The following is a 25,030-nucleotide window of genomic DNA, read 5'->3' as shown; positions in this document are numbered from 1 at the left end:
CTGACGGCTGACGGCTGACGGCTGACGGCTGACCGGAGAAGTCAGGAACCTGGCGCCGTCTCGCGGTGGTCCTCCAGCACGGTTCCGCTTCCGCTTCCACCCGGTCGGCGCGCTCCGCGCAGTGCGTGGAGTCCGGCGGCGGCTGTGCCGACGCACAGCGCGGTCGCGCTGTACGCGAGCGACGTTCGGACGCCGATGACGGCGCCCAGGAGGCCGACGGTGAAGCCGCTGCCGGCGCGCAAGCCGTTCGCGGACATCCCGTAGACGCCGAGGACCCGGCCGCGGTCGGCGGCCGGTGCGAGCAGTTGAACGACGGTCTGGCCGATCGACATCGAGGCCAGGTTGGCGACGCCGCCGACCAACAGGAGCGCCAGTGCGAGTGGGTAGCTGGTGGTGAGCGCGAAGAAGATGCTGGTCACGCCGTAGAGGGCGGTACTGAGGACGGCGGCGGCCACATGCGGCCTGACCCAGCCGGTGGCCTCCAGCACGATGCCGCCGATGACCCCGCCGGCGCCGTTGGCGAAGAGCAGGACACCGTAGGCGGTGCCCACGGCGCCGGCGCCCAGGTCGTGGGCGAAGATCGGCATCGAGGACTGCATGGACGAACCGACGAAGAAGGAGCCCAGGCCGGCCAGGACGATCATGCTGACCAGGGTGGGGTTGGATCCGACCTCCCGCAGCACCCGCAGTGATTCCAGGGCTCCGACCCGGGGACGGCTGTGCCGGTCCCGGGTGTGGCCGGTGAACTTGGTGCGGAAGAGGAAGAGCGTGAGCGGCAGGTAGAAGGCGATGTTGGCGAAGATGCCGGCGGTCGGGCCGAGCCCCAGCAGCAACGCCGACCCGATCACCGGCCCGAACAGCACACCCAGGCTGCGGAACGTCGCGTTCAGGCGTACCGCACTGGGCAGTTCCGACGGGCCCACGAAGTCGTGGAGCATCAACTGCTCACCCGGCCCCCACAGTGATCCGGCCAGGCCGTGCAGGACGAGCAGCACGCAGGCCTCCCACATGTGCAGCGAGCCGGTGAGGAACAGGATCCCCCAGGCTGCGGAGACGCCCATGAACACCACCTGGGCCACCTGGATGACGCGGCGGCAGTCGTAGCGGTCGGCCAGCGCGCCGAACCACATCGAGAGCAGCAGGAAGGGCACCCAGTGGCTGATCACCTGAAAGCCGGTCAGCACCGGTGAGTGGAACGTCTGCCAGAGCACCCAGTACGTGATGACGTGTTCGATGTTGTCGGCCATCATCGCCAGCATCGAGCCGAGGAGATAGGGCCGGCAGTCACGGTTGCGCAGTGCGGCGAACCGGCGGGACGTGTTCGCCGGTGGTGGTGCGACACCCGAGGGTGCGGCGAGTTCCGCGTCGGGCGCGGTCACTTCAGGCTCGGATATGTGGGTGGGGATTCCGCAGGCGGCACACAACCTCGGTCTCCTCCTCTCGGGGTTTTCGGCGATTCCGCCGGCCGGGAACATGATCCGGCTCGTGGGACGGGATGATGACAGCGGGGTGCCACCGGCGGCTATCGCCCCGGTGGTCGTCCGCTCAACCGCCGTTCAGAGGCGGCAGCTGATCTCCATGCCGTCCTCGACGGGGAAGGTCACGCTCTGGTAGCCGTTCGCCGGGGTGCGCACGTACTCCAGGTACGGGCCCAGGGCGGGCAGGTCGACGTCGTCGGCCACGACGAGGGTGCCGGGCTTCAAGTGCGGTTCCAGGACCCGCAGTACGGGCAGGCAGAGGTCCTTCCAGCCGTCGAGCAGGACGAAGTCGGCGGGGACGCCGAGCCCGCCGAGGGTGTCGCGGGCGTCTCCCGCCAGCACCGTCACCACGTCCTCCAGGCCGGTCCCGGAGAAGGTGCGGCGCGCTGCGGCGATCTTGGCCTCGCTCAGTTCCGTGGTGACGACGCGCCCGGTGCCGTTGTCCCGCACGGCGGCCGCCAGGTACAGCGTGGAGATCCCGAAGGACATGCCGAATTCGACGACGGTGGCCGGCCGGATCGCCCTGACCAGGTTGTAGAGCAGTTGGCCACCCGCTGCGGAGATCGGCATGTAGACCTCGGCCACGGCGTCGGCGTGCTCCTGCGGTGTCTGCCATCCGCGGTCGGCGGGCCGCCCGGCCATGATGCGGGCCACGGTCGCGTCGTCCCGCGCGGCGTCCGCGAACATGCGGCGGAGGGCGGTTTCGACACGGGGGTCGGTAAGGGTGTTGGTGGAAGTCATTGCTCTAGACTAGACGCACCGTTGCGTTGCGTCTAGGGGGTAGGTCTATGCTGGGGCGAAGCACAGGCGGCACAGCAGGTTCGGCGGGGACCGCCGAGGAGAGCACCGCCGAGGAGGGCACCGTCGTGACGAGCAATGACGTGGCGGGCACTGACGTGGCGGGCAGTGATCCGGCGGGCGGTGTCGCGAAGGGCGCCGCAGCGGACACCGCCCCCCGCGGCGCGGGCCGGGACCACCACGGGAACCGTCACGGACGGAGCGCGAAGGCCCGGGAGTCGGTACTGGAGGCCGTCGACGGCCTGCTCGCCGAGAAGGGGTTCGCGGGCGTCACGGTGGAAGGCATCGCGGCGCGCGCCGGCGTGGCCAAACAGACGATCTACCGCTGGTGGAACACCAAGACCGACATCCTCATGGAGGCCTTCCTCCAGGACGTGGCCGAGGAACCCGCCCCGCCCGACCACGGCGACGTCGCCCGCGATCTACGCGACCACCTGGGCTGGCTGGCCGCGTTCCTCGGCCGGTCCGATTCCGGAGCCGTCCTCAAGGCCCTGATGGCCCAGGCGCACCTCGACCCGGTCTTCGCCGCCGACCTCCAGGCCCGGTATCTGGACGAGCAGCGCCGCCGTGACCGCCTCCCGCTGGACCGCGCCGTGGACCGCGGCGACCTGCCCGCCGGCCTGGACGTCGCGGCCGAGACGGACCAACTCGTGGGCCCCGTCTACTACCGCTTCCTGGTCACTGGCGAACCGATCGGCCGCGACTTCACCGACCGGCTCGTGGACGCGTTCCTGCACCGCGCGGGGCGCGCGGACAGCACGGGCTGAGGCCGCAGAACACGGCCTCCGCTAGGGCCTGTCCGGCCGATCACGAACGGCCCCTTCGCCGCCTGGCACGGCCCCTCGCGGCGTTGCCGAAGCGCCCGAATACAACCGGTATGCGGGCGCTCCGGCGCCTTGCGAGGCACCGCACCAGACGACGCCTGGGCCGCCCATGATCGACCGGACAGGCCCTAGACGGTTCCCGGCCCCCGCCCCCTTGCGGGCAGGGGTCACGGGGCGGCCAGTTGGCTTCCCTCAGCGCCGCGATCGCCTGCAGGGTCTCATCGGTGCGGGCGGCCAGCCGGCCTCGGGGAGTATGGACGCTCCACAGGCTTCCCGAGCGGGGTTCGGCCCTGCCCATCGGGAGCGGATGCGTGATGTCGGTGACGTCCTGGATGACCACCGCACCGCCGGACCGTGCGGCACTGTAGCTGCGGCCCATGCACTTGAGAACCGTGGGCCGCGAGGTGATCTCGTCGAGCCCCAGGGTGCGCACCCCCGACCCGGTCTTCGCTCCGGGAACCAGACCCAGCATCACGCCTCCGTTACCTCATGTGACCGACTCGTCTCTCATGGTAGTCGCCACAAATCGGCCGGGCACTGCCCTCGTGTGCGCGCCGGTCCGCGGCACTTGCGCATGAATCCACGACCGGGCCCCTGGTGACCGACCCTCAGGTGGGGAGCTCCGACGCGCTGCCCCTGGCGAGTGCTTCGTGCGCCGCGCCCATCGCCGCCTCCCGGTCGGAGGGAACGAGGCCGGTGCGAGTACGACGGTCCAGGAGGTCGGACGTGTCCAGTGCTCCTTCGTGGAGCACCGCCCAGAGCAACTCGGCCGCTGTGACGGTGTGGCCGGGGGCGACGGGGGTGCGGAGCGCGGGGTCCGCGGCGCCCAGGGCGTGCACGGCCGGTGCCTCGACTCCGTAGCGCCCGATCAGGCGGGCGGGTGCGTCGAGCGTGGTCAGGGTTCGCGGCGGCGCGGCTCCGACCAGCGGAATGGAGGTGGTGCGACACGGTCCGGCGGCGAGGCGGCGTGTGGTGACGGCGGCGTCCACCGCGTCCTGGGCCATCCGCCGGTAGGTCGTGAGCTTGCCGCCGACGATCGTCGTGACGCCCTGAGGCGAGGTCAGAACCGCGTGCCTACGGGAGATGTCGGCGGTGCGATCCGGTCCGTGGGAGCCCGTCTCCGGAGTGACGATGTCGAGCAGCGGACGCAGGCCGGCGAACGCGCCCACCACGTGCGTACGGTCGAGGGACACCTCGAGAGCTGATCCCAGGACATCGAGCAGGAAGCCGATGTCCGTCTCGGGGACTTCCGGGACATCCGGGACCGGTCCCTCGATGGGCTCGTCGGTCAGTCCGACGTAGACCCGTCCGTCGCCCTGCGGCAGCACGAGGGCGAAGCGGTTGCTCTCACCGGGGATCGGGATGTGCATCCCGGCCGCCATCAGGCCGAGATCCTGGGGCCGCAGCACGAGATGGGTGCCGCGGGACGGGCGCAGCCGTACTTCCTCGACGAGACCGCCGGCCCACACTCCGGTCGCGTTGATCACGGCGCGGGCCCGTATCTGCGTTTCCTCACCGGTCAGTTCGTCACGCACCCTGGCTCCGGCGCCGGTGAGCTCCAGCGCACGGACCCGGGTCAGGATCCTGGCGCCACGGGTCGCGGCGGTGCGGGCGAGAGCGGTCACCAACCGGGCGTCGTCGCTGAGTTGGCCGTCCCAGGACAGGAGCCCGCCCCGCAGCCCGGACTGGCGCAGACCGGGGGCGAGATGCCGGGTCTCCACCGCGGACAGCCTGCGGGGGCCGGGCAGGGTGCGGCGGGAGGTGCCGGCCGATACGCGGAGCAGGTCGCCCGCCGTGAATCCGGCCCAGGTCAGTGCGGCCTGCCGCCGCGTGACCAACGGGGTCAGCGGCAGCACGAAGGGCTGGGCGTGGACCAGGTGCGGGGCGGTGCGCTCCATCAGCACCCCCCGCTCGACCGCGCTCTCGTAGGCCACGTCCAGTTGGCCGGAGGCGAGGTAGCGCAAGCCGCCGTGGATCAGCTTCGAGCTCCATCGGGAGGTTCCGAAAGCGAGATCGTGGGCGTCGATCGCGGCCACCGACAGACCGCGGGACGCCGCGTCGAGGGCGACGCCGGCGCCGGTCGCGCCGAGCCCGACGACCAGGACGTCGACCTTCAGGCCGGCGGCGACCTCGGCCAGTTCCCGGGACCGGCGCCCGGCGTTCAGAGAGGAAGAGGCTCGGGCCGGACGGGGCAGCGGGTGGGGGCTCATGGCGTGAGGGTCCTCTCCAGGATCATCCGCAGTTCATCGTCGAAAGCTGCCGCGGTCAGGTCGGGGTCGGTCTCGTCGGACATCGTGCGCAGCGAAAGCGTGAAGGCCTGGGCGATGAGCAGCAGGGAACGGGCCTGCCGGACGGGGTGGTCCGCACGGACGGATCCGTCGGCGTGCCCTTCCCGCAGGGCCGCGACGAGGAGCTCCAGCAGTGCGTCCTGACTGGCCCCCCGGCGGTCGAGCACATAGGGGAGCAGCAGTTCGGGATCGACATCGATGATCTTGTGGAAGAGCGGATGGGCGCGGAACGCCCGCACGCCGGCCGTCAGACCTTCGACCAGCCGCACGAGGGCGGGAGCCGTGGGGTCGTGCCCGGGCAGGGCGTCCCGTGCGACGGCGACCCACTCGCGGGTCATCAGGTCTCCCACGAGAGTCCGTACGTCCGGCCACTTGCGGTACAGCGTCATGCGCGAGACCCCGGCACGCCGGGCCACGTCGGTCAGGGTGGTCCGGCGGACGCCGACGGCGAGAACGCAGTCGCGTGCGGCGTCGAGTACGGCGTTGCCGTCCGAGTGCTTGTGACGAATGGGCGTCATCTGTCACAGTGTAATACCAGCGGGGGCCGCAGAACACAGCGCCCGCGGATCCGATCGGTAAGGAAGCCCTGATGGTGGACATGTTGTGGAGCGGCTGGGGCGACCCGGCCAAGGCGGCGCCGCTGCCCGATTCAGTGCTCGGCCTGCTGCGAGACCTGCTCGGCGTCAAGCCCCGGAGCGCCGGGGCGGCCGAGCTCGGCGACATCGTCGTGCCCGAAACCGGCCTCGGCGCCGAGACCCGCCGAGCCCTCGCCGAATGCCTCGGCGACCCGGCCCGTCTGCGGACCGACGCGGAGGCCCGGATCCGGCACACGCGCGGCAAGTCCACCCCCGACCTCCTGCGGATCCGCGCCGGCGAGGTCGACGACATACCGGACGCCGTGCTGCTGCCGGGATCCCACCAGGACGTCCTCGACGTCTTGCGGATCTGCGCCGAGCACGGCGTGGCGGTGGTTCCCTTCGGCGGCGGCACATCGGTGGTCGGCGGACTCGCTCCTACCGGGCCGGGCCCCTTCGTCGCGCTGGACCTGCGCCGTCTCGACAGCCTGGTCTCCGTCGACGAGGTCTCCCGCACCGCGACCCTGCAGTCCGGGCTCCGCGCACCTCAGGCGGAGGCCCTGCTCGCCGCACACGGTTTCACCCTGGGGCATTTCCCGCAGTCGTACGAGTGGGCGACCATCGGTGGATTCGCGGCGGCCCGCTCCAGCGGGCAGGCTTCGGCCGGCTACGGCCGTTTCGACGAGATGGTGCTCGGGCTGACGGTGGCCACTCCGGAAGGCACCCTGGAGGTGGGCCGTGCGCCCCGGTCCGCCGCCGGTCCGGACCTCCGCCAGCTGATCCTGGGTTCCGAGGGCGCGTTCGGCGTCATCACCGCGGTGACCGTACGCATCCGGCCGCTGCCCACGACCAAGGTCTACGAGGGCTGGCGATTCCCCACCTTCGAGGCCGGGGCGACCGCACTGCGCCGACTCGCCCAGGACGGCCCGCTCCCCACCGTGCTGCGCCTCTCGGACGAGACGGAGACCTTCGTCGGGCTGGCTCAGCCGGACAGCATCGGCGGAGAGTCGGCAGCCCCCCAGCCGGCCGGCGTCATGGCCATCGCCGGGTACGAGGGCACCGCCGAGGACACGGAGAACAGGCGGGCCCGGGCAACCGCCGTCCTGCGCGCCTGCGGAGGTGAACTCGTGGACGCGGCCGGTGAGAAGTGGGCCCACGGCCGATACAACGCGCCCTATCTCCGCGACTCGCTGCTCGACGCGGGCGCGTTCGCCGAGACCCTGGAGACCGCCGCCTTCTGGTCCCGCATCCCGGCGCTCTACGAAGCCGTACGCCAGGCGCTCACCGTCACCCTGACCGAGGCCGGAACCCCGCCCCTGGTCATGTGCCACATCTCCCACGTCTACGAGACCGGCGCATCCCTCTACTTCACCGTCGTCTCGGCCCAGGGGGAGGATCCGGTCGCCCACTGGGCGCCCGCCAAGCGCGCCGCCAACGACGCCATCCTCGCCGCCGGCGGCACCATCACTCATCACCACGGCGTGGGGACCGATCATCGCAACTGGTACGCCCAGGAGATCGGCCCGCTCGGGGTGGGCGTCCTGCAAGCCGTCAAGGCGGCCCTCGACCCCGCGGGAATCCTCAACCCCGGCATCCTGCTCCCCATCCGCTGACTGGTCACTCATGCCTTTCGGAGGCACCTTCATGCGACAGTTCACAGCGGTCGTCAACCCCTCGGCCGGGGGAGCCACCGGAACAGCGGCCCTGCTCCCGCTGGCCCGTCTGCTCCGGCAAGCGGGAGCGCAGCTCGACACGCAGTACAGCAACAGCTTGGAACACGCCCGGGAGATCGCGCTGAAGGCGGCCGAGCAGGGGCACATCGTCCTCGCCGTCGGCGGCGACGGCATAGTGGGCTGTGTCGGCGGCGCCCTCAGCGGCACCGAAGCCGTCCTCGGAATCGTCCCCGCCGGCCGCGGCAACGACTTCGCCCGCGCCCTCGGCCTTCCCAACGAGCCGCCCGCTCTGGCCAAACTGCTCCTGAAGGGCACACCGCGACGGATCGACACCATCGCGGTCGACTCGGCGGCCCACACCCGAACCGTCGTCCTGGGCAGCGTCTACGCGGGCGTCGACGCGTTGGCCAACCGTCACGCCAACACCTCACGCCTCCTGCGAGGTTCCGCTTCCTACTACGCGGGCGGGCTGCGCGCGGTGGCCACCTGGTGGGCCGCCGACTTCAGGATCACCATGGACGGCGTCTCGCGGGAGCGGCGCGGCTACACGGTCGTGGCGGCCAACTCCGCCTACTACGGCTTCGGTCGCCTCATCGCCCCGGACGCCCGCCTCGACAACGGACTGCTGGACGTCGTCATCATCCGTGAAGCACCCAAGCGCCTCTTCTTCACCATCATGAACGAACTGAAGACCGGCGCACACATCAACCGCCCGGAGATAGAGGTCCTCCGTGGCAAGGAAGTCCGCATCGAGGCGGACCGCGAGATCCCCTACGGGGCGGACGGCGAGGTCGACAACGTCCTCCCCATGACGGCAAGGGTGCAACCCGGAGCGCTTCGCGTCCTGTGCTGACGGGTCCCGTCCCGGAACTGTCGTTCAGGACCGGGCGGGGGTCAGACCGAGGGCACGGAAGCACGTCCGCTGGTCGAACCACAGCAGGCCGACGGTGGTCGTGGTCATCAGTGCCGCCATGGCCCAGTGCCCGGCGACGGTGGTGATCGGGGCGCCGACAAGGTTCAAGGCCACGTGCAGTCCCAGGCGCAGGGCGACCAGGCCGATGAAGATGGCGCGGGTGTGGTTGTTCTTCAGCATGGCCTTGAGGAGCTTGCGGCGTTTGGCGAAGACCGTGACGCCGATGACGATGTTGATCGCGGCCAGCACGGCGAGAATCATCCATGAGTCGGAGTCGGCCTTGAGGAAGTCCCAGGCTCCGGCCGCGATGCCCTCGGAAGCGAAGAACCAGACCGGCAGCGGCCTGATCCCGGCGAGCCCGGCCGCGTCCGCCGCGGTCCCCGCCTCCGAGGGCGTGGCCTCGGAAGGCGTGGCCGCGTCGTGTGGGTCGGTGATGCTGCTCATGACGACTGTCCCCCGAACGTTGGAATCCGTGTGCCTTACGAGGCACGATTCTGGTTCAGGGCGTGATGTGCACACCAGAGATGTTCGTCGTGGTCAGGCTATGACATCTGTCATGTCGATCGGCACTCGGCCCATCGTCGGACGGAAGGTCCACGGTGCGACGACTCATGAAGTGCGAGCGGGACGGCCTGCGGGCCGGGGCCGGAGCCCCGGCCCCGGCCGTCAGCGGGTGTCGGAGGCGCAGTCGTCCACGATCAGGTCGGTGGGCACTGCTGTCAGGGCGTGCTGGAGGTGGTCCGCTGAGCCCTGCCAGAGGGTCCGGGCGGGGTCCAGCGGATGGAAACCGAGCGGTTCCAGCAGTTGTTCGCCGGTCCCCGGATCGGTTCCGACCAGGACGGTGTCGACGTTGCCGGTGCGCGCGATCCGTGCGACGTCCTGGAGCAGGGCCCGTACGGCCGCTGCCGACCGGTCGCCGTCGCCGTCCCACACCATGCCGGTCACCGACATGACCTCCGGCGGCCTGCCCGCGCCACCCGCCGACGGATCGAGCAGGGTCCGGACGGGATGGTCCCCGGTCAGCCCGCCGGCGTCGAGGGTGCCCCGTCCGTAGCGCAACTGCCCCCGGCCGGAGCCTCGGTGGCCCCGCCCGGTGAGTGGATCGTCGGTGATCCAGTCGAGTACCTGCAGACGCCCCCGCAGCAGCGCGCGGTTCTGGATCAGGGGCACTGATACGAGGTCGGGTGCGGGTTCGCGTTCGGGTTGGGGTTCTTCGGGGACGGGTTCGGGGACGAGTGCGGGAGCGGGCGCCCGCGGAGGTGCCTGTGAAGGCGTGCCCACCGGTGCGGCGGCAACCCGAGGGGGCTTCGAGGGGCGCGAGGGAGTGGGCTCCGCAGGGCGCGTGAGCTCATCGATGATCCTGGTCAGATCCGTGGGCGCGAAGCCGCGCAGCGTCCGGTCGTTGAGCTGGACCGTCTCCAGCTCGACCCACTTCAGCTGCTTCCAGCCGGGTGTCTTCCACTGCTGACCGACCGCCTGCGGACCGGTCACGCGCCAGGGAAGCTTCGTCTCCGCGCCCCTGCCGTTCTTCTCCCGCTCCTTCATCACGATGAACTGACCGGTGAGGCTCGGGGGCTTCGACACCTCAAGGCGCTTGTAACCGATGCTCTCCAGGCGCGTCATCCGCGTGGCCTGGCCGTTGCCCTCCTCCTCCAGGTAACGGACGTGGTGTCCGAGCAGGGCGTAGATCTCCAGGTTTCCGCTCCGGAAGCCCAGGTGCCGCACCCCTTGCGGGTTCATGCGGTGCAGATAGTCGAAGAGCTGGAACTGATGGGTTCGACCACCATCAGGGAATCCGGCGAGCCACTCATCGCTGCTCCAGAACTCGGTCAGGTCGTGGACGCGCGTGGCATTGGTCGCCATCTGCTGGAATTTGACCGCGTTCCGATCCTTGTCACCGACCAGCACCACCTGCACATGGGAGGGCAGCTCGGTGATCAGCTGCCGAATCCCCGTGATGCTGGTGTCATGTTGGGGGTGGGGGCCGCCCTTCTTGCCGCTGAACCGGGTCCACAGCATGACGAACGTGCCACGCGTGGGTACCCCGGCCGTCTGAAGAAATCCCTCGACAGCGGTGTCCTGCGCGGTGGAGCTCATCCCCCAGGCGCGGCGGACCGCCTCCCTGCTCGTCTGCGCCCAGCTGTCCGCCAGTTGCCCGGTCGCCCTGGACACCGGGTCCTGGAACCTGGGATTTCGCAGACCGTGGGGAATCGCCGGCACGGCATCTCCGTACGGCAACTCCTCGGGCACCGGCCTGTCACCTCGGTTGTCGGTGGCTCGCCGGTAGAGGTCGTGCGGTTGGGCGTCCGTGATGACGTGTACCCGGCTCGCGCCGCCGCCGAGCGAATCCCGCAGGAATCCGCTCACCTGATCGGTGACGGTGCCCCCGGACACCACGGCCACATGCAGATGGGGGTTGACCAGGAGCGCCGCGGACACCCCGAACATGTCCCCGGTGAAGTTGCCGGCCATCACGATCAGACGGTGTTTGCTGGGGTCCGGGGTCTCGGGGACCTTCAGCGCTTTCAGCAGCACCTTCAACGTCGTGATCAGTTCCTTCAGTTCAACCTCCGAACCGAACGTGCTCCAATGATTCTTCAGGAAGCCGATCTTGGTACCGCTGGTGAGGGTCTGCAGCTTCCACTTGAAGGCGTTGAGGAGCTGTACCCGGCCGGCAGCGCCCACGGCGATGCCTTGCCGACCGGCGTGCGCGTCGCCGCGTCGATCGCCGAGCTCACTGAGCAACACGGCACCGCCCTGCGGAAGGCCCTTGACCGACCACAGCAGATCAAACAGATCCTTGTACACCTTTTCGCCCTGGCGGTCGGCCAGCGCGTGTGCCTTGTCGGAGACCATGTCCGCGATGCTCGGGACGGGTATGCCCTCCATCACCGTGCCCGGCTCGTACACCACGGTCCTGTTCGGTCCGACCGTGATCTCCACACCGTTGATGACCCCGGTGATGGCCTGCTTGTCCTTGGCATCCACGGCGAACGTTCCGGTGAAGCGGACATCCTCCACGAGCCGGGCGTTGATGTCCTCCAGCAGATTCCTCGGTGACAGGTCCCGGTCGTTGAGACGGAAGTCGAGATCCGCGATCGGCCGGGGGCTGCCGAACATGACCTTCACTGCGGCACCGCCGGAGAGGAAGAAGCTCGGTGTCACCTGCTGCATGACCTCGCTGAACTCCCGTCCCACCACCAGCTTCTGCTCGTCGCTGGGTTCGGGCGGCACGACGGTGGTCGTCGCCGTGTCCGGGGAGGCGGTGCTCGCGGATCCCTCCGCGACCGGCAGCTCGATCGTCACGTGGAAAGTGACCAACACGTTCGCCTGGCCTGTAAGCGGGGTCGGTACCTCCTCCGGCACGTCCCTCGCCGGTACGAAGAGCTGCACCTCATGGAGTCCGGCCTTCCACACTGTCGGGACCTTGTCCCCCGTCAGCGTGAAGCTCGGCGGGGTGACCGGGCCGCCCTCCGGTGCCAGTTGCTCACCGATCCGCCGCTTCAGGTGACCGAGCACGGTGTCGCCGGACACCCGCGGGTCGCCGATGGACAGGGTCAAGGGGATCGGACTCTTGTTCACCGTGCCGGGACCGGCGCCCGCCGTGGCCGTGCTCGACTCCGCGGGGAGCGGGGGCCGCAGGAGGTCCACGATCCCCTGCCAGTCCGCCTGGTCCTTCCGTCGCATCACGGCTTTCCATTTGCCGACGGGCTTCGCCTTCGACGGCGCCGAGGTCGGGATGTGGACCGGTCCGTCGTCGGTGGGGCTGCCTGCGGCGGCGGAGTGGTCCGGAGTCCGATCCGGGGCTGTGTGGTCGCCCGCCAGCAGTTCCAGATAGCGGGTGTGGGACAGATCCCGCACCACGGGACCGGACTGCGACACCGCCTCGATCCTCTGGAGATGCCGGTCCAGTACCGCGAAGGCCGCCGCGTTGGCGGACTCTCCCATGACCCCCTGGTCATCCGCGAACCGGCTCGTCCGCGACTCCTGGCGCAGCGCCATCAACGCGTCGGCGTACTCGTCCGGAAGCCCCAGGAAGTGCAGCAACTCGTGCAGCAGCACCCCCGCCGAGCTCTGCGCGAACCAGACCAGCTGGTTGCTCGTGCCGTCGCCGGGGCGCACCTGGATCGTCCGGTGCGCACCTTCGGCCGTGCCGGACAGTTCCAGGTTCAGATGCACCTGCGCCCCGCCCGGCAGCCGGAACCTGCCGTTGAAGTACCGGTCGACCGCGGCCGTCGCCGCGTTCCACAGCTCCGTGCGCCCGGTGTCGGTCAGCGTCGTGCCCTGGTACGGCTCGAGGTGCAGCCGCAAGGTGAACTCGCGTACCCACTGCCCCGGCCGCACCTCGAAGTGCCGCAGGTCGTACGTGATCGTGGTCTCCTGGCCCTGGAGCCAGCGCAGCTCGCGCTGCCGGGACGCATAGCGGCCGGGCAGCGTGGGGCCACCGATCGGCCCCGTCCCCGCCTGGCCTGCCAGCTCCGGATCGAACCGCTCGGTGACCATCAGCGCGGGTTCCGCGAAGCGCCGGACGTCGGCCCATTCCCCGGGCGCCAGCAGCGGCGGCACGGGGACGCCGAGGGTACTCCGCGCGCCCGACGGTACGGGTCCGAAGGCGGCCGGGGGGAGGGTCGAACGGGCCGGGCGGGCGGGGCGGACAGGGGCCGACGTACTGCCCCTGGGCGCCAGGTCCTGGAGGGGAATGTCCGAGCTGTCGTCCGTGGCGGTGACGGGGCCGTGGAAGTTCCGGGCGTCCTCCGGCCGCACGCCCTGCTGCCTGGCGGCCGGTACGTTGACGGCGGGCTCGTTGACGGTCGGCACGTTGACGGTCGGCGCTACGTGCACGACCGGCGGGACGACCACCGGTTCTGCAACCGGCGGTGTGATGACCGGCTCCGGGGCGCGCTCCTCCGGCACGGGAACAACCGGTTCGACCACCACTACCGGCTCGACAACCACAGGCACAGGGACGACCGGCTCGGGAACGACCGGCTCAGCGACCACTGGTTCGGGAACCACCGGTGGCAGCAGCCCCAGTTCGCGGGCGCCCTCCTCATCGGTGCGGAAGAAGACTCCGCCGGGGACGACGGCGTTCCTTTCGCCGCCGCGGCCCCACCAGTTGCCCAGGCCGGTGAGGGAGATCGAGGCGTCCGCCTGGATCAGGTAGGTACGGCCTTCGCCGCTGCTGCTCCCCTTCTTCTTCGCCGATGCCTCGGAGGTGGCCTCCCTCGTGAAGTCGGTCTTGTACGGCGGGAGCGCCACCGACGGCGTCCAGGTGTCCGCGCCGCCGGGGCCGTTGCCCACCTCGGTGACGGTGGCGACCTGGAAGGTGGCGGTGCCCTGCAACCCGGCGTTGACGCCCTGGGATCCGGTCACCTTGACCTTGTCCCCGCCGGCGGTCTCGGTCTTGCCGGCCAGGGTCAGCGTCTCGCTGGAGGACACCACGCGGGGGTTCCGCAGCTGGGTCCGCACCTGGATCTCCCGCAGCAGGCTGACCACGCCGGGCTCGCCGGCCAGGCCGCCGATCCGGTACACGGCCTGCGGATCACGCTGCAACTGTGCTGCCAACGCCGTGGAGTTCAGCTGGCTGCGCAGCACATGGTCGGTCCACGGCGCGGTGAGTGTGGCCGGCAGCAGGCCTTCCACCGCCACCCACACGGCGGGCGGCAAGTGGTACGTGAGGACCCGGCTGTTAGCAGGCAGGACGAAGTCCTCCGGCGGCGGCACCGTGACCGTGACCGTCGCCGGGACGGTACCGAGATGCGCGACGGAGTCGTCCGCGGGCGTCGTGGAACGCACTCCGTCCGCGACGGGGAAACGTGGCGCATGGCGCCACACTCCCCCGCGGCCCGCCAGTTGTGAGACCCCCAGGGTGGCGAGCTGGGGAAGCCTGCCCCAGCCCTGGACCCGGCGCACGCTGACGCTCCAGGTGACATCGTGCACCCACGACGCCGTTCCGGCGGCTCCGTGCTTGCTGGTCGAACCGGTCTTGCCGGTCTTGCTCCCGGTCGCCGTCAGCCCCCGCTCGCGGACGTACTTCGCGTCGGCTCCACTGCCGCCGGCGCGGGCGAAGTCCTTGGTCTGGAGGCTGTTGGAGAAGGTGAGGCCGACCGAGGCCTCCGCGCCCCGGGAGCTCTCCGCGATGTCCTCCTGACCGGTGGTGGCGTTCGAGGTGATCTCGGCCGAGCTGGTGCCTTCCGTCACCTGGGGAGCTACGTGGCGGGGGTTGGACAGTTCCGCCTTCACCAGCACCTGGAGCTGGTAGCGGCCGAAGGGGCCGTCGTCGTACTCGTGCACCGAGAGTCCGCCACCGGTCAGCACGTCGAACAGGCCGCCCAGCCCCTCGGGAGAGGCGAGCAGCATCATCTGCTGTTCCAGCCGGGCACGGGTGCGGGCGGCGGCCGAACCCGTCAGCCAGGTGTTCGGGAGCCTGCCGAGGGCCTCCCGCAACTGCCTTACCACCGGGCGGGGATCGACGGGACCGAGGTCCGAGTCACCCAAGGAGTACCCGCTCGACACGGCCGGGGAGGTGGTGGTGGCAGGCGTCGGGGCCGCCGTCCGGAGAGACCGGTAGTAAGGGGGCGGATCCAGCGTCTCCTGGGTCGGCGGCGAGACCGCCCCGGTGGACGACCCGCCGGTACCCGCCGCCGTCAACGGCACCGTCACCGGCGAGGTCGCGGTCAGTGGAGTGCCGTCCGGATTCAGGTGGAAGCACTGAGCCGCGTCCTGCTCGCGAATCCACACCTGCACCCCGCCCGGCACATGGAGCTGCTTGCGGACGACCGGTCCCACGAACCCGCCGAGTACGTCCGTGACGACGTTCCGCGACCCGCTGTTCCCACTGATCAGGTAGGTCACATCGAGGCTCACCAACAACCCGGGGCCGGTGTAGGTCACCGCACTCTCCTGACCGGTGCCGGAATCCAGCGCGCTGGTGCGGAAGGACTTCGCCGTGTACGGCTTGGCGCCCACACCCGGAGTGACCGTCCACCGCTGCACCGCCACCGAGAAGCCGAAGGCGAGCCCGACTTCACGCGAAGAGCCGGACTTCGCAGCGGTCTTGACCGCGTTCCCGCCGGTGGTGGTGTTCTTCAGCTCGACCTGTCCACGGCCCACGATGCGCGGGTTGCTCAGCGCCCCGCCGAGCCGTGCCTGGTCCATCCCGTCGGTCATCCGCCCGTAACGGAAGACCGGCCCGGTCCCGTAGCCGTCGTGCAGGATCCGCTGGAAGTTGGCTCGTACCGTGTCCTCGTTGAACGCCGACTCCACCTGCTGCGAGGCGATCGTGGCGTATCCGCCGGCCACCGGGGGGCCGAGCGGCAGCGCCGCCGACACCTGGGCGAGGTAGGCCATCGCCCGTTCGTACGGCCGGGCGGACCGGGTCGGCCGGGGTGCGGGGGCCGGCTCCTCGTGAGTGGCGCTGGCCAGCAGGACCTGTCGGACGCCCTCCGGCAGCGGGTCCACCCCGTTCACCCGCAGTACGGCGTGGAAGCCGGGCAGTTCCACCGTCCGCGCCCCGTTGGGCACCGTCGGCTGCTCGTGCGCCACGGTGGTCAGCGATCCGGCGTTCCTCCTGACATCCGTCCCGGCGACCGGACGGGTGCTCTCACCCTCCGGGGCCAGATCGATCGGGACCAGCACCTGTACCTGTGCGGGCACCGATGGCACCGGCTCCAGCGCGCCGGACTGGTGGCGGATCGTGATCTCGTACTCGACCGGGACCAGGAACACGGCGGCTTCCTTGGGGCCCACCGTCTGCTGGGTACGCCCGACGCTCGTCGTGGCGGTGGTCGCCTTCTCCCACTCGTAGGTGCCCTTGCCCGCCACCTTGGGGACCAGTGCGCGCAGCGGTGTGGCGGTCCCCAGGCCGAAGGTGACGGACAGATCCGCCCCAACCTCCAGCGACCGGGTCTGCGCCTGCTTCCCCTCCAGCTTTCCGCTGCTCTTCGCGCTGCTGGTCACCTCGAGGCTGTTGCTCGTTCCGCGGAAGAGCGCGGGACCGGTGGCGCGCGGCCGGATCATGACCTGCACGTATTCCGGATGCGGGTACGGGGTCCGCCGGGTGTGGACCTTCAGCAGCAGGGAATCGCCGCCCCAGAACACGCCCTGCATGCCCGACTGCGACAACGCCGTCGTCAGGTTCCGGAGTGCGTTGGCGGTCTCCTTGAACTGCTGCCCTTCACTCTCCAACCTGAGCCTGAGCCGCTGGGCGATGGAGTCCATGACGTCCTGCGACCCACCCGCCCACAGCACGGTTCCGGCCCGGAGGCCGTCGGCGGCCAGGTGCCGTGCCGGCCCCTGCCGCTCGTACGCGTCAGCGGGGTGAACGCCCAGCGGGGAGCCCGGGTCGGGAACCCGCACCCGGACGCCCCGGTCGACGGGTACCACGGTGGTGCGTTCGCCCCCGCCCTCGACCGCCACGGTGACGTCGTAGGTGATCCGGCCGCTGTACAGGTGGGTGGTGCCCGAGTAGCCGAGCGTCTGCTCCGCGTTCACGCCGGTGGTGATGGTCGACGTGTGCGTGTCCTTCGCGCCCGCCGCCAGGTTCACGCTGGCGCCCACGCCGTCGTAACTGCCGCTCCCCTTCTTCCCTTCGAACTGCTTGACCAGCCACCCGAACGTGGCTCCGACAGAGACGGCAACGGAGTGTGTGGCGCCGGTGGCGGTCTTGTTCTCGGTGCCGAGATTGGTCCCGTTGTCCAGCGACACGTCATCGGTGGGACCGAGCAGCTGAGGAGCGTCCAGCCTGGCCCGCACGCGCACCACGGCCCGGCTGGCCCCCAGGAGGGTCGCGGCCTCCAGGGTCGGCGACATCAGCCGCTCGTTGACGAGCTGCTCGAAGGAGGCCTCCATGTTCGGCCTGCTGAGGAAGTCCCGCAGCGTCTCGTAGGCGCCGCTGCCGACCACCCTGAACTCCGGTGGCAGCAAGGCGAGTACGTCCCGCAGCAGGCGTCCGTCGCCGGTGCTGACGTACTCGGGCACATGGAGCGGCGGCAGCCGCATCGGCTGGGGTGCTCCTGCCACGGCCGTGGTTCCGGCTCCGGTTCCGGCTCCCGCGCCGGAGCCTGCCGTCTCCGCAGCCCGGATCAGTTCCTCCGCCCGGGCCGCGGCCGTGACCACGTGGGCGGGGACCTTGAGGACGAGGCCGCCCGGGGTACCGCTCAACGTCGCGGAGGTCCCGGTGCCGGCGGCCGGGCGCACGGTGACCTGCCAGGCAGAGTCGAAGGCGACCGGGTGCCAGTATCCGGTGCTGTTGCTGGCGCGCGACTGCTGGACCGCACGGTTCGCCGTGGACTCGCGGGCGACCGTACTGATCAGCCCCTTGACGTTGACGGTGGGACTGATGGTCCGCAGCGCCGCGTCGGTGCCCTGGCCGAAGGTGAGCGGAACCTGAACGATCGTCAGTTCGGGGCGTTCATTGGCCTTGTCGCTCTGGTCGACGGCGCCGGTCTTGCTGTCCCCCTGGCTCCGTGCGACCTTGCTCGCCTCGGCACCGTCCTGACCCGTCCCGTTGGTCAGCTCGACCTTGACCACGGCCTCGTGGGCGTCCGGCCCGGCACCGACGGTGACGGCCCAGCCGTCCCCGCGCGCAGCCTCGAAGATCTCCTTGAACCCCTTCTCGGAGAGGGCGATGTGGAAGAGGCCGTCCACGTCGGCGTGATGGGAGAGCGACGCGGGCAGAGCTCTCCTGATCGACGCCAGAACCGCGTCCAGGTCCGCCTGGGCGACGTCCTTCACCTCGGTCAGCCCGAACCGGGCCAGCCCGGCCGGCAGCGGACCGGCCGGCAGGGACGGAGCGGGCGGGGCCGGAGCCGCGAGGGAAGCGGCCGGCGGCTGCTCGACGGTCTGCGTGGGCTCGACGGACTCGACGGACTTAGCGGGTTCTGCGGGTTCTGCGGGTTCTGCGGGTTTCGCTTGCTCGGCCGACGGGCTGACTCCGCTGGTCCCGCTGGGGCCGCCGAGGTCGGCGTCGCCGGCCGGTTCGTAATCGGCACGGTTGTAGCGGGGAAACGGCTGCTCAGGCTGCTCAACGACGGCGTCGCCCTGGTCGGTCGCCCTTCCCTTCCCCTTGTCCTGCGCGGGGATCCGGGGCGCCTCGTCGGGCTCGGCGGGCTCGTCCGTCCCTTCGGATGCAGCTTCGGACGCGGCTACTGATGCGGCTTCGGATGCGGATACTGACGGGCCGGTGTCACCCGCTTCGCCGACAGCTGCCTCCTGGGTCGTCTCCCACGGGGTGTGGCCCGGGAACGGGATGCGATTCCGGGGAGACTTCGGGTCGAGGTCGAAGCGGTGGTCGCTCGCGAACTCCTGCGGCACGCCCTGGGGTTCGTACAGCCCGGCGGGATCGGCCGCGGCCAGTGCGGCCTGCTCCTGTTCCCGCCGGGCGTTCTCCTCGGCGGCCCGCCGCTCCGCCTGCTGGGCGACCTCCAGCCGGGCGACGAGCCGCGCCTTGTCCATGGCGTCGGCCCAGGCCCGCCGCTTCGTCTCCCTTTCCGCCGCCTGCCGCTGTTCATCAACCCGGACCTGTGCACGGGCTCGAGCAGCCGGATCGTTCAGCTCAGCGGCGATCCGCGCCTCGGCAGCGGCAGCCGCCTTCTCCCGCTGGGAAGCGGCGGGGTCGGCGGGTGCCCCCTCCTCCGAGTGCGAGCCCTCCGCGGTCGAGGCCGCACTGCTGGAGGTTTTGAACGGAGCGGACGACGGGGTCCGGGCGGGTATCTCGAAGGCTTCCTGTTCCGTCTCCAACCCTGTCTCCACCGACGTCTCCACCGACGTCGACGTCTCGCCGGCCCTCGATTTGCGGGGTTTGACCTCCTTCTTCTTCTGGCCCTTCGTCTTCGGTTCGGGCGCGACGACGGCTGGAGGCTGCACCTTCACCGGCGGGTAGGAGCCCTGCTCCGTCTCCGGAGTTCCCCCCGGGACGAACTTGACCCAGCGGCCCCGTGTGCCGTCTTCGTTGCGGAGAATGCTCAAGGGCACGTCGGGCCGGTTGTGGAAGATGTAGATCGACGTCGTGGAGGCCCACACCACGTGGTTGGTCCGATCGGCCACCTGCTGGGCGACCACGCTGCCGTCGGCCCCTCTGGCACCGGCCTGGCAGGCGCACAGCAGGATCTGGCCCTCCGGCGGCAAGCGCCGCAGGCTCGGCCGGCGGCTCAGCAACGTTCCGAGGGACGTACCCGGCAGGTGTTTGTGCACCAGCGGCTCGTCCCCCTCCACCGCATCGCGTGTCGGCATCCAAGCGGCCAGATGCGTGGCATGGGTGAAGACCGTGTAGATGGGCTTCGTCACGTCCCAGGGAACCAGCGCGATGGAATCGATGTCGGGCGTCATGTCGCTCGAGTAGTCGGAGTCCTCGACCTTCTCGTAGTCGAGGGGAAGGTACTGGAAATGCGGACTGGTGGCGTCGAACCCGCTGCGCGTGCGCTCGAAGCTCCGGGTGCGGGAGTCCGAGTAGAAGACCCGCCCGCCCGACTGCTGGTTCCACGGGAACACCAGGGCCTGACTGTCGAGGTCCTCGTCGTCGACGGAGCCCTTGACCCCGAGTCGACCCGCCGGCCGTCCTTCTTCTCGACAACCATGGTGGCGACGCTCGGCAGGCTGAAGCCCTCGGTCTCCGGCTCGTCGCCGGACTCCTGCGGAACCTCACGGATCCAGTAGCCGTGCTCCCCGTCCGCCTTCTCTTCCGCTTCGACTCGAATGCGACCCTTCACCACGCCGGACGTCACCGTGCTGGTCCACACGGTCCGCCCCGTGGCCCTGGCGATGGCGCGCGGAAGCTCCAGGGTCTCGGCCATGCGGCTGGGACCGAGGAGGAGGAGCTGGTGATCGGCGGTCAGTCCCCCCACCGTCGGATCGGCCCGCACCGCCTCGGCCAGTTCCTCCGCGATGAAGTCCTCGTGGGCGTTCTTGGGAAGGACCACAAGGAACAGCGGCGCCTTCGAGATCTCGCTCAGGTCGCGGGTGTGCCTGGTGAGCTTCACCGGTGCAGGCTTGGCGGCGGCCTTCCCGCCCTTCTCCGGTTCCGTCTCCTTCTGGCGCGGCCAGTGCCACTCGTACGTCGTCAGGTCGCCGACGACCGCGGCTACCGGAGGCTTGCCCTTGTTCTTACCGAAGGCGATTCCGACCACGGTCGTGCCGTCGGCACCTGTCAACGGGCCGGAAAGATGCGGCTTCCTGGGTTCCACCTTCGGCGCGGAGGCGGGCGCAGGGATGGGCGCGGGCGTGAGGCCGCCCGACTCCGAGGCGTCGGACTCCGTGACGGTGGCAGGGCCGTCCGGGACGGCGGCAAGACCGTCCGGCACGGTGGCAGAGTCCGGCGTGGCGACAGGGCGCCGTTGCGAGACCAGCTTCTCCGACAGCTCGTCCCAGACGACGGGTCCGTCGACGGCCGCCACTGCGTCGACGACCGCACGGATCTCCGCTGGTGTGGCGTGCTGGTGAGCCTGCAGGACGAGCAGTTCGTGCGTCAGAGCCGACAGCCAGCCGCCGGTCAGGCGGGCCTTCATCACGGGATATCTGGTGTGTGCGAGGGTTTCCAGTTTCTGGAGCGCCGGCACCTTGAGAGCGAGGTCGCCCTCTTCCGGGTAGAGGTCGTCGTGCAGCTTCAGGAGCGCTCCGGCATCGAGCAGCTCCTTCCGCGACGGAGCGGATTCCGTCGACGACGACTTCTCCTCGGTCGACGTCGTGTCCTTCGTCAGTGTCTCGGCGATCGCGCGCAGCTTCAGCTCGGTGACCCTGCCGCCCACGCCGCCGGCGGCCACCTTGCCGGGGTCGGCTGTCGCGGACGTTGCGATCGCTTCGGCGGGCGCGGTCGGTTCGGCAGGCGCGGTCGGTTCGGCAGGCGCGGTCGGTTCGGCAGGCGCGGTCGGTTCGGCGGGCGCGGTCGGTTCGGCAGGCGCGGTCGGTTCGGCAGGCGCGGTCGGTTCGGCAGGCGCGGTCGGTTCTGCGGGTGCGACAGGTGCCGTCGGCTCCGTCATCGTGGAGACCGGTTCCGCGGCGAACCTCCGCACACCCGGTACGTCCTCGACCTTCGCCTTGTTCTTGACCTTTTTCGCCTTGGCCTTGGCCGATTCCACGGGCTTCACCTTCGGCGGAGCGTGCGATCCCAGCTCCGTTTCGGACGTACCTCCTGGAACGAACTTCACCCAGCGGCCCGTTGTCCCGTGCTCATTGCGGATGATGCCGATGGAAATGTCCTGACGGCCGTTGAAAAGGCAGATCGTCGTCGTGGACGCCCACACCACGTGCTGGGTCTCATCGGCCACCTGCTGGGCGACCACCTGGCCGTGAACACCTCTGGCCCCGGCCTGGCACGCCATCAGAAGAATCTGCGCCCGCGGAGGCATCCGCTGCAAGCTCGGCCTGCGGCGCAGCGCCGCACCGAGCGACGTGCCCGGCACGTTGACGTGCTTCTGCTGGTACTTCCCCTCCTCCGCCTCCTCCGTGGTCGGCATCCACGCGGCCAGGTGCGTGGCATGGGTGAAGACCGTGTAGATCGGCTGCGTCACATCCCACGGAACCAGCGCGATCGAATCGAGGTCGGGGGCCAGTTCGACCGAGGTCTCCACCCCGGGTTCCGGCAGTGTGTAGTTGGTGGGCAGATACTGGAAATGCGGCTTGGTGGCGTCGAAGCCACGGCGAGTGACCTCGAAACCCCGCTCGCGGGACTCCTCGTAGTAGAACCGGCCGCCCGACTGCCTGTTCCACGGGAAGACGGCCGTCTGCGTGAAGAGGTCTTCATCGTCCACCGATCCCGGAACGTTGGTATCGGCCCACCGGCCGTCGTCCCCCTTCTTGACCGTCATGGTCGCGATACGCGGCAACGCCATCGTCTGGGGAGCCGTCTCGGCCGCCGGCACCGACTGGCCCGGAAGCGGGGGAACCTCTCGGATCCAGAAGCCGTGTTCCGCCCCCGCCTTCTTCTTCGCCTCTACTCGAATGCGCTGATCCGTCACCGTGGACGACGCGGTGTTGATCCACACGGTCCGCCCGGTGGCCTTGGCCATCGCCCGCGGAAACTCCAGGCTGTCGGCCAGTTCGCGCGAACCGAGAAGAAGGAGTTGGTGATCGGCCGGCAATGCGGCCACCGCGGGAGAGACCCGCACCGCCTCGGCCACGTCCTCCGCGATGAACTCCTCGTGGGCACTCTTGGGAAGAACGACCAGGAACAGCGGCGCCTTCGAGATCTCGCTCAGGTCGCGGGTGTGCTTGGTGAGCTTCACCGGTGCGGGCTTGGCGGGGGCCATCCCGCCCTTCTCCGGCTCCGTCTCCTTCTGGCGCGGCCAGTACCAGTCGTACGTCGTCAAGTCATCGACGATCGCGTCCGCCGGCGGCTTGCTCCTGGATCTGCCGAAGGCGATTCCGACCTGGGACTTCTCGTCCTGGCCCAGCAGCTTGCCCGGGAGATGCGACTTCCCGGTCGTCACCGGCGGTACGGGCGTGGCAGCGACATCGGGTTGGGGTTGGGCGGTGGGAGCGGGATCGGCGATGGGCTCGACCGGGAGGATGGCCTCGGGCCGTCGTGGCGCCAACGCGGCGACCAGCCGATCCCATTCGACGGGTCCCGGTTCCTCGACGCCCGCCACCGCCTCGACAACTGCCCGGAGGTCCTGAGGCGTGGCGTGCTCAAGCGGGTGCAGGCCGAGCAGCTCGTGGGTCAGAGCGGAGAGCCAGCCCCCGGTGAGGAACCCGTCCATCGCGGGGTACCTGGCGCGCATGAAGGTCTCCAGTTCCCGCAGCGCCCGCACGGTGGAGTCGTTGCGAGGGCCCGCCTCAGGGAAGAGGTCGTCGTGCACCTTCAGAAGCGCCCCGGCACCAAGCCGCTGCTCCCTGGTCAGGGTGCTGCTGGTGCTGGTCGCGGGTGCCAGCACCTCGGAGGTGCGGATCAGGTCCTGCTCGGTGACCCTGCCGCCCGCGCCACCGGCGTCGACCCGATGGGGGTCGGGCGTCACGGCGGAGGCCGACGGGCCGGATGCCACCGGCGGTCGTGAGGCGGATTCTTCGTCACCGGCCAGGAACCGCGAAACGCTGGTGGGGGTCTGGGTGGTGGGTGTGGTGCCGCCTTCCGGGTGGGTCTCCGGGCGCGTCTCCGGGCGGGCGGGCGGCGCCGGCGCCTCGACAGGCTCAACGGTGACCGGGGCAGTCCGGTGCGGAGGGTCGAGCGTGAGGCGGCCCGACGTGCTGGGTACGTCGGACGCGGCCGGGCGTACCGGTACGGCCGGCTCGTGCCCGGGAAACGTCGACAGGAGTCCCCGGCGCTCCAACGACTCGACATTGATGCCGAGGTCGCCGGCGAGCTCGCGCCATGCCGTCCGCTCTGCCTCGCGCTGAACAGAGGCGAAGTGCCGGTCGATGGCGTCGAAGTCCGAAGAGCCCCGGTAGTCGCGGGCAGCCACATCCAGCCGAGCGTTCACCCGCTCCTGGATGCGCGCCCGGGCATCGGAGAGCGAGATGTCGCCGAGGTTCCCGGAGTCACCACCCGACTTGTCGCGCTGATCGGCCACCAGCTTCTGCCACGCGGATTCGTCTCCGTCCAGCCTGTCCTGATGCTGCTGATCCGCACGGACATTCTCCTCGGCGACCCGCTGCCGTCGGTCCTCCGACATCTGCCATCTGGCGTCGGCGTCCGCCTTGGCCTGGGCCGCCGCATTGAGTCTCTTCTGCAGCCGGGCCTTGGCCTCCGGGCTCTCCGCGTACGTCTTGGCCCGCGCCTCGGCGGCGGCGCCCGCCGTGCCGGATTCTCCCGCGCCGGGCTTCCCGCCGACGGCTGCGTCGCCGTGCTCTCCCGAGCCGAGCGCCTCCCCCTCGCCGGGGAAGTGGCCATCGGCGGAGTTCTCGTTCGCGGTCCCCGAAGGTGCGTGCTCCGTCGTACGCGACGACGACCCGCTCGACTCCGCCGGCCGGCCGGCCGGCGCCGTCTCGGTGCTGCTCCCCGAGGACTTCCCTCGGGTCGCGGTACCACCCCCGCCGTCCCCGCCTTCACCGCGACCGATCGGTCCCCCCGTCGGCGGCTCGTCGGGTTTGAGGTCGGCAACCGTCATCATTTCGCCGGCCCTCGGCGACTTGGCCGCCTCCAGCACCGGCCTGGCCTCAGGTTCACGCGCTGGTTCCAGGGTGAAGCGGCGATCGTCGGCCGCATTGGCCCGCGACTGCGCATCACGGTCCCGCACCGCCGCCACCTCAGCTGCGGCCTTGCCCTTGACAGTGCCCTCCGTCGGCGGCCCGGACACCTCCGCCGGCTTACCCGCCGCCGAACCCTCGCCCCTTCCGAGGGCGTTGCCTTCGCCCGAGAACGGCTCAGGCTTGGGTGCCGGGGCCTTGCCCAGATCGGCGAACGTCCCCACCTCGCCGGCACGCGGTGATACGTGTGCCGTCGAACCCGGCCCGACCTCAGGTTCACGCGCTGGTTCCAGCGTGAAACGGCGATCATCGGCCGCATTGGCCCGCGACTGCGCATCACGATCCCGCACCGCCGCCACCTCAGC

Annotated in this window: 9 protein-coding genes; 3 read left to right on the top strand and 6 right to left on the bottom strand. The window is 70.4% G+C overall.

What is annotated here, in order from left to right:
• Nucleotides 1-41: 41 nt before the first annotated feature.
• Together LNW73_RS30320 and LNW73_RS30315 are read right to left on the bottom strand one after the other, a co-directional pair.
• Nucleotides 42-1,379, bottom strand: coding sequence for an MFS transporter (locus LNW73_RS30320; protein ID WP_250992106.1), 1,338 nt, complete (start codon nt 1,377-1,379; stop codon nt 42-44).
• A gap of 177 nt (nt 1,380-1,556) precedes the next feature.
• Nucleotides 1,557-2,219, bottom strand: coding sequence for an O-methyltransferase (locus tag LNW73_RS30315; protein WP_250992105.1), 663 nt, complete (start codon nt 2,217-2,219; stop codon nt 1,557-1,559).
• Between the two features lie 125 nt (nt 2,220-2,344).
• On the opposite strand from LNW73_RS30315, the gene LNW73_RS30310 reads away from it, so the two are divergent.
• Complete coding sequence (locus LNW73_RS30310; RefSeq protein WP_250992104.1) at nt 2,345-3,043, top strand: TetR/AcrR family transcriptional regulator; 699 nt, start codon at nt 2,345-2,347, stop codon at nt 3,041-3,043.
• Nucleotides 3,044-3,708: 665 nt separating this feature from the next.
• On the opposite strand, the gene LNW73_RS30305 is transcribed toward LNW73_RS30310, so the two are convergent.
• Together LNW73_RS30305 and LNW73_RS30300 are read right to left on the bottom strand one after the other, a co-directional pair.
• Entirely contained in the window at nt 3,709-5,310 is a 1,602-nt protein-coding gene (locus LNW73_RS30305; RefSeq protein ID WP_250992103.1) for a glycerol-3-phosphate dehydrogenase/oxidase, read from the bottom strand.
• Nucleotides 5,307-5,906: a TetR/AcrR family transcriptional regulator gene (locus LNW73_RS30300; RefSeq protein WP_250992102.1), complete on the bottom strand. Its 600-nt coding sequence runs from the start codon at nt 5,904-5,906 to the stop codon at nt 5,307-5,309. The genes LNW73_RS30305 and LNW73_RS30300 overlap by 4 nt, the downstream gene beginning before the upstream one ends.
• A gap of 74 nt (nt 5,907-5,980) precedes the next feature.
• Between LNW73_RS30300 and LNW73_RS30295 the strand changes: the two genes are divergently transcribed.
• Nucleotides 5,981-7,576 (top strand): FAD-binding oxidoreductase, encoded by a 1,596-nt coding sequence (locus tag LNW73_RS30295; protein ID WP_250993084.1) that lies wholly within the window; start codon nt 5,981-5,983, stop codon nt 7,574-7,576.
• 31 nt (nt 7,577-7,607) lie between these two features.
• On the top strand, nt 7,608-8,489 hold the full coding sequence (locus LNW73_RS30290; protein ID WP_250992101.1) for a diacylglycerol/lipid kinase family protein: 882 nt from the start codon (nt 7,608-7,610) through the stop codon (nt 8,487-8,489).
• A gap of 24 nt (nt 8,490-8,513) precedes the next feature.
• On the opposite strand, the gene LNW73_RS30285 is transcribed toward LNW73_RS30290, so the two are convergent.
• Both LNW73_RS30285 and LNW73_RS30280 read right to left on the bottom strand, forming a co-directional pair.
• Entirely contained in the window at nt 8,514-8,993 is a 480-nt protein-coding gene (locus tag LNW73_RS30285) for a hypothetical protein (protein ID WP_250992100.1), read from the bottom strand.
• Nucleotides 8,994-9,215: 222 nt separating this feature from the next.
• Entirely contained in the window at nt 9,216-20,039 is a 10,824-nt protein-coding gene (locus LNW73_RS30280) for a nucleotidyl transferase AbiEii/AbiGii toxin family protein (protein WP_250992099.1), read from the bottom strand.
• Between the last annotated feature and the right edge of the window lie 4,991 nt (nt 20,040-25,030).

Origin of the sequence: Streptomyces sp. RKAG337, assembly GCF_023701715.1 — a bacterium.
Lineage (GTDB): Bacteria > Actinomycetota > Actinomycetes > Streptomycetales > Streptomycetaceae > Actinacidiphila.
Note: the sequence above shows the minus strand (reverse complement) of the source record. Positions and strands in the feature narration are given on the sequence as shown.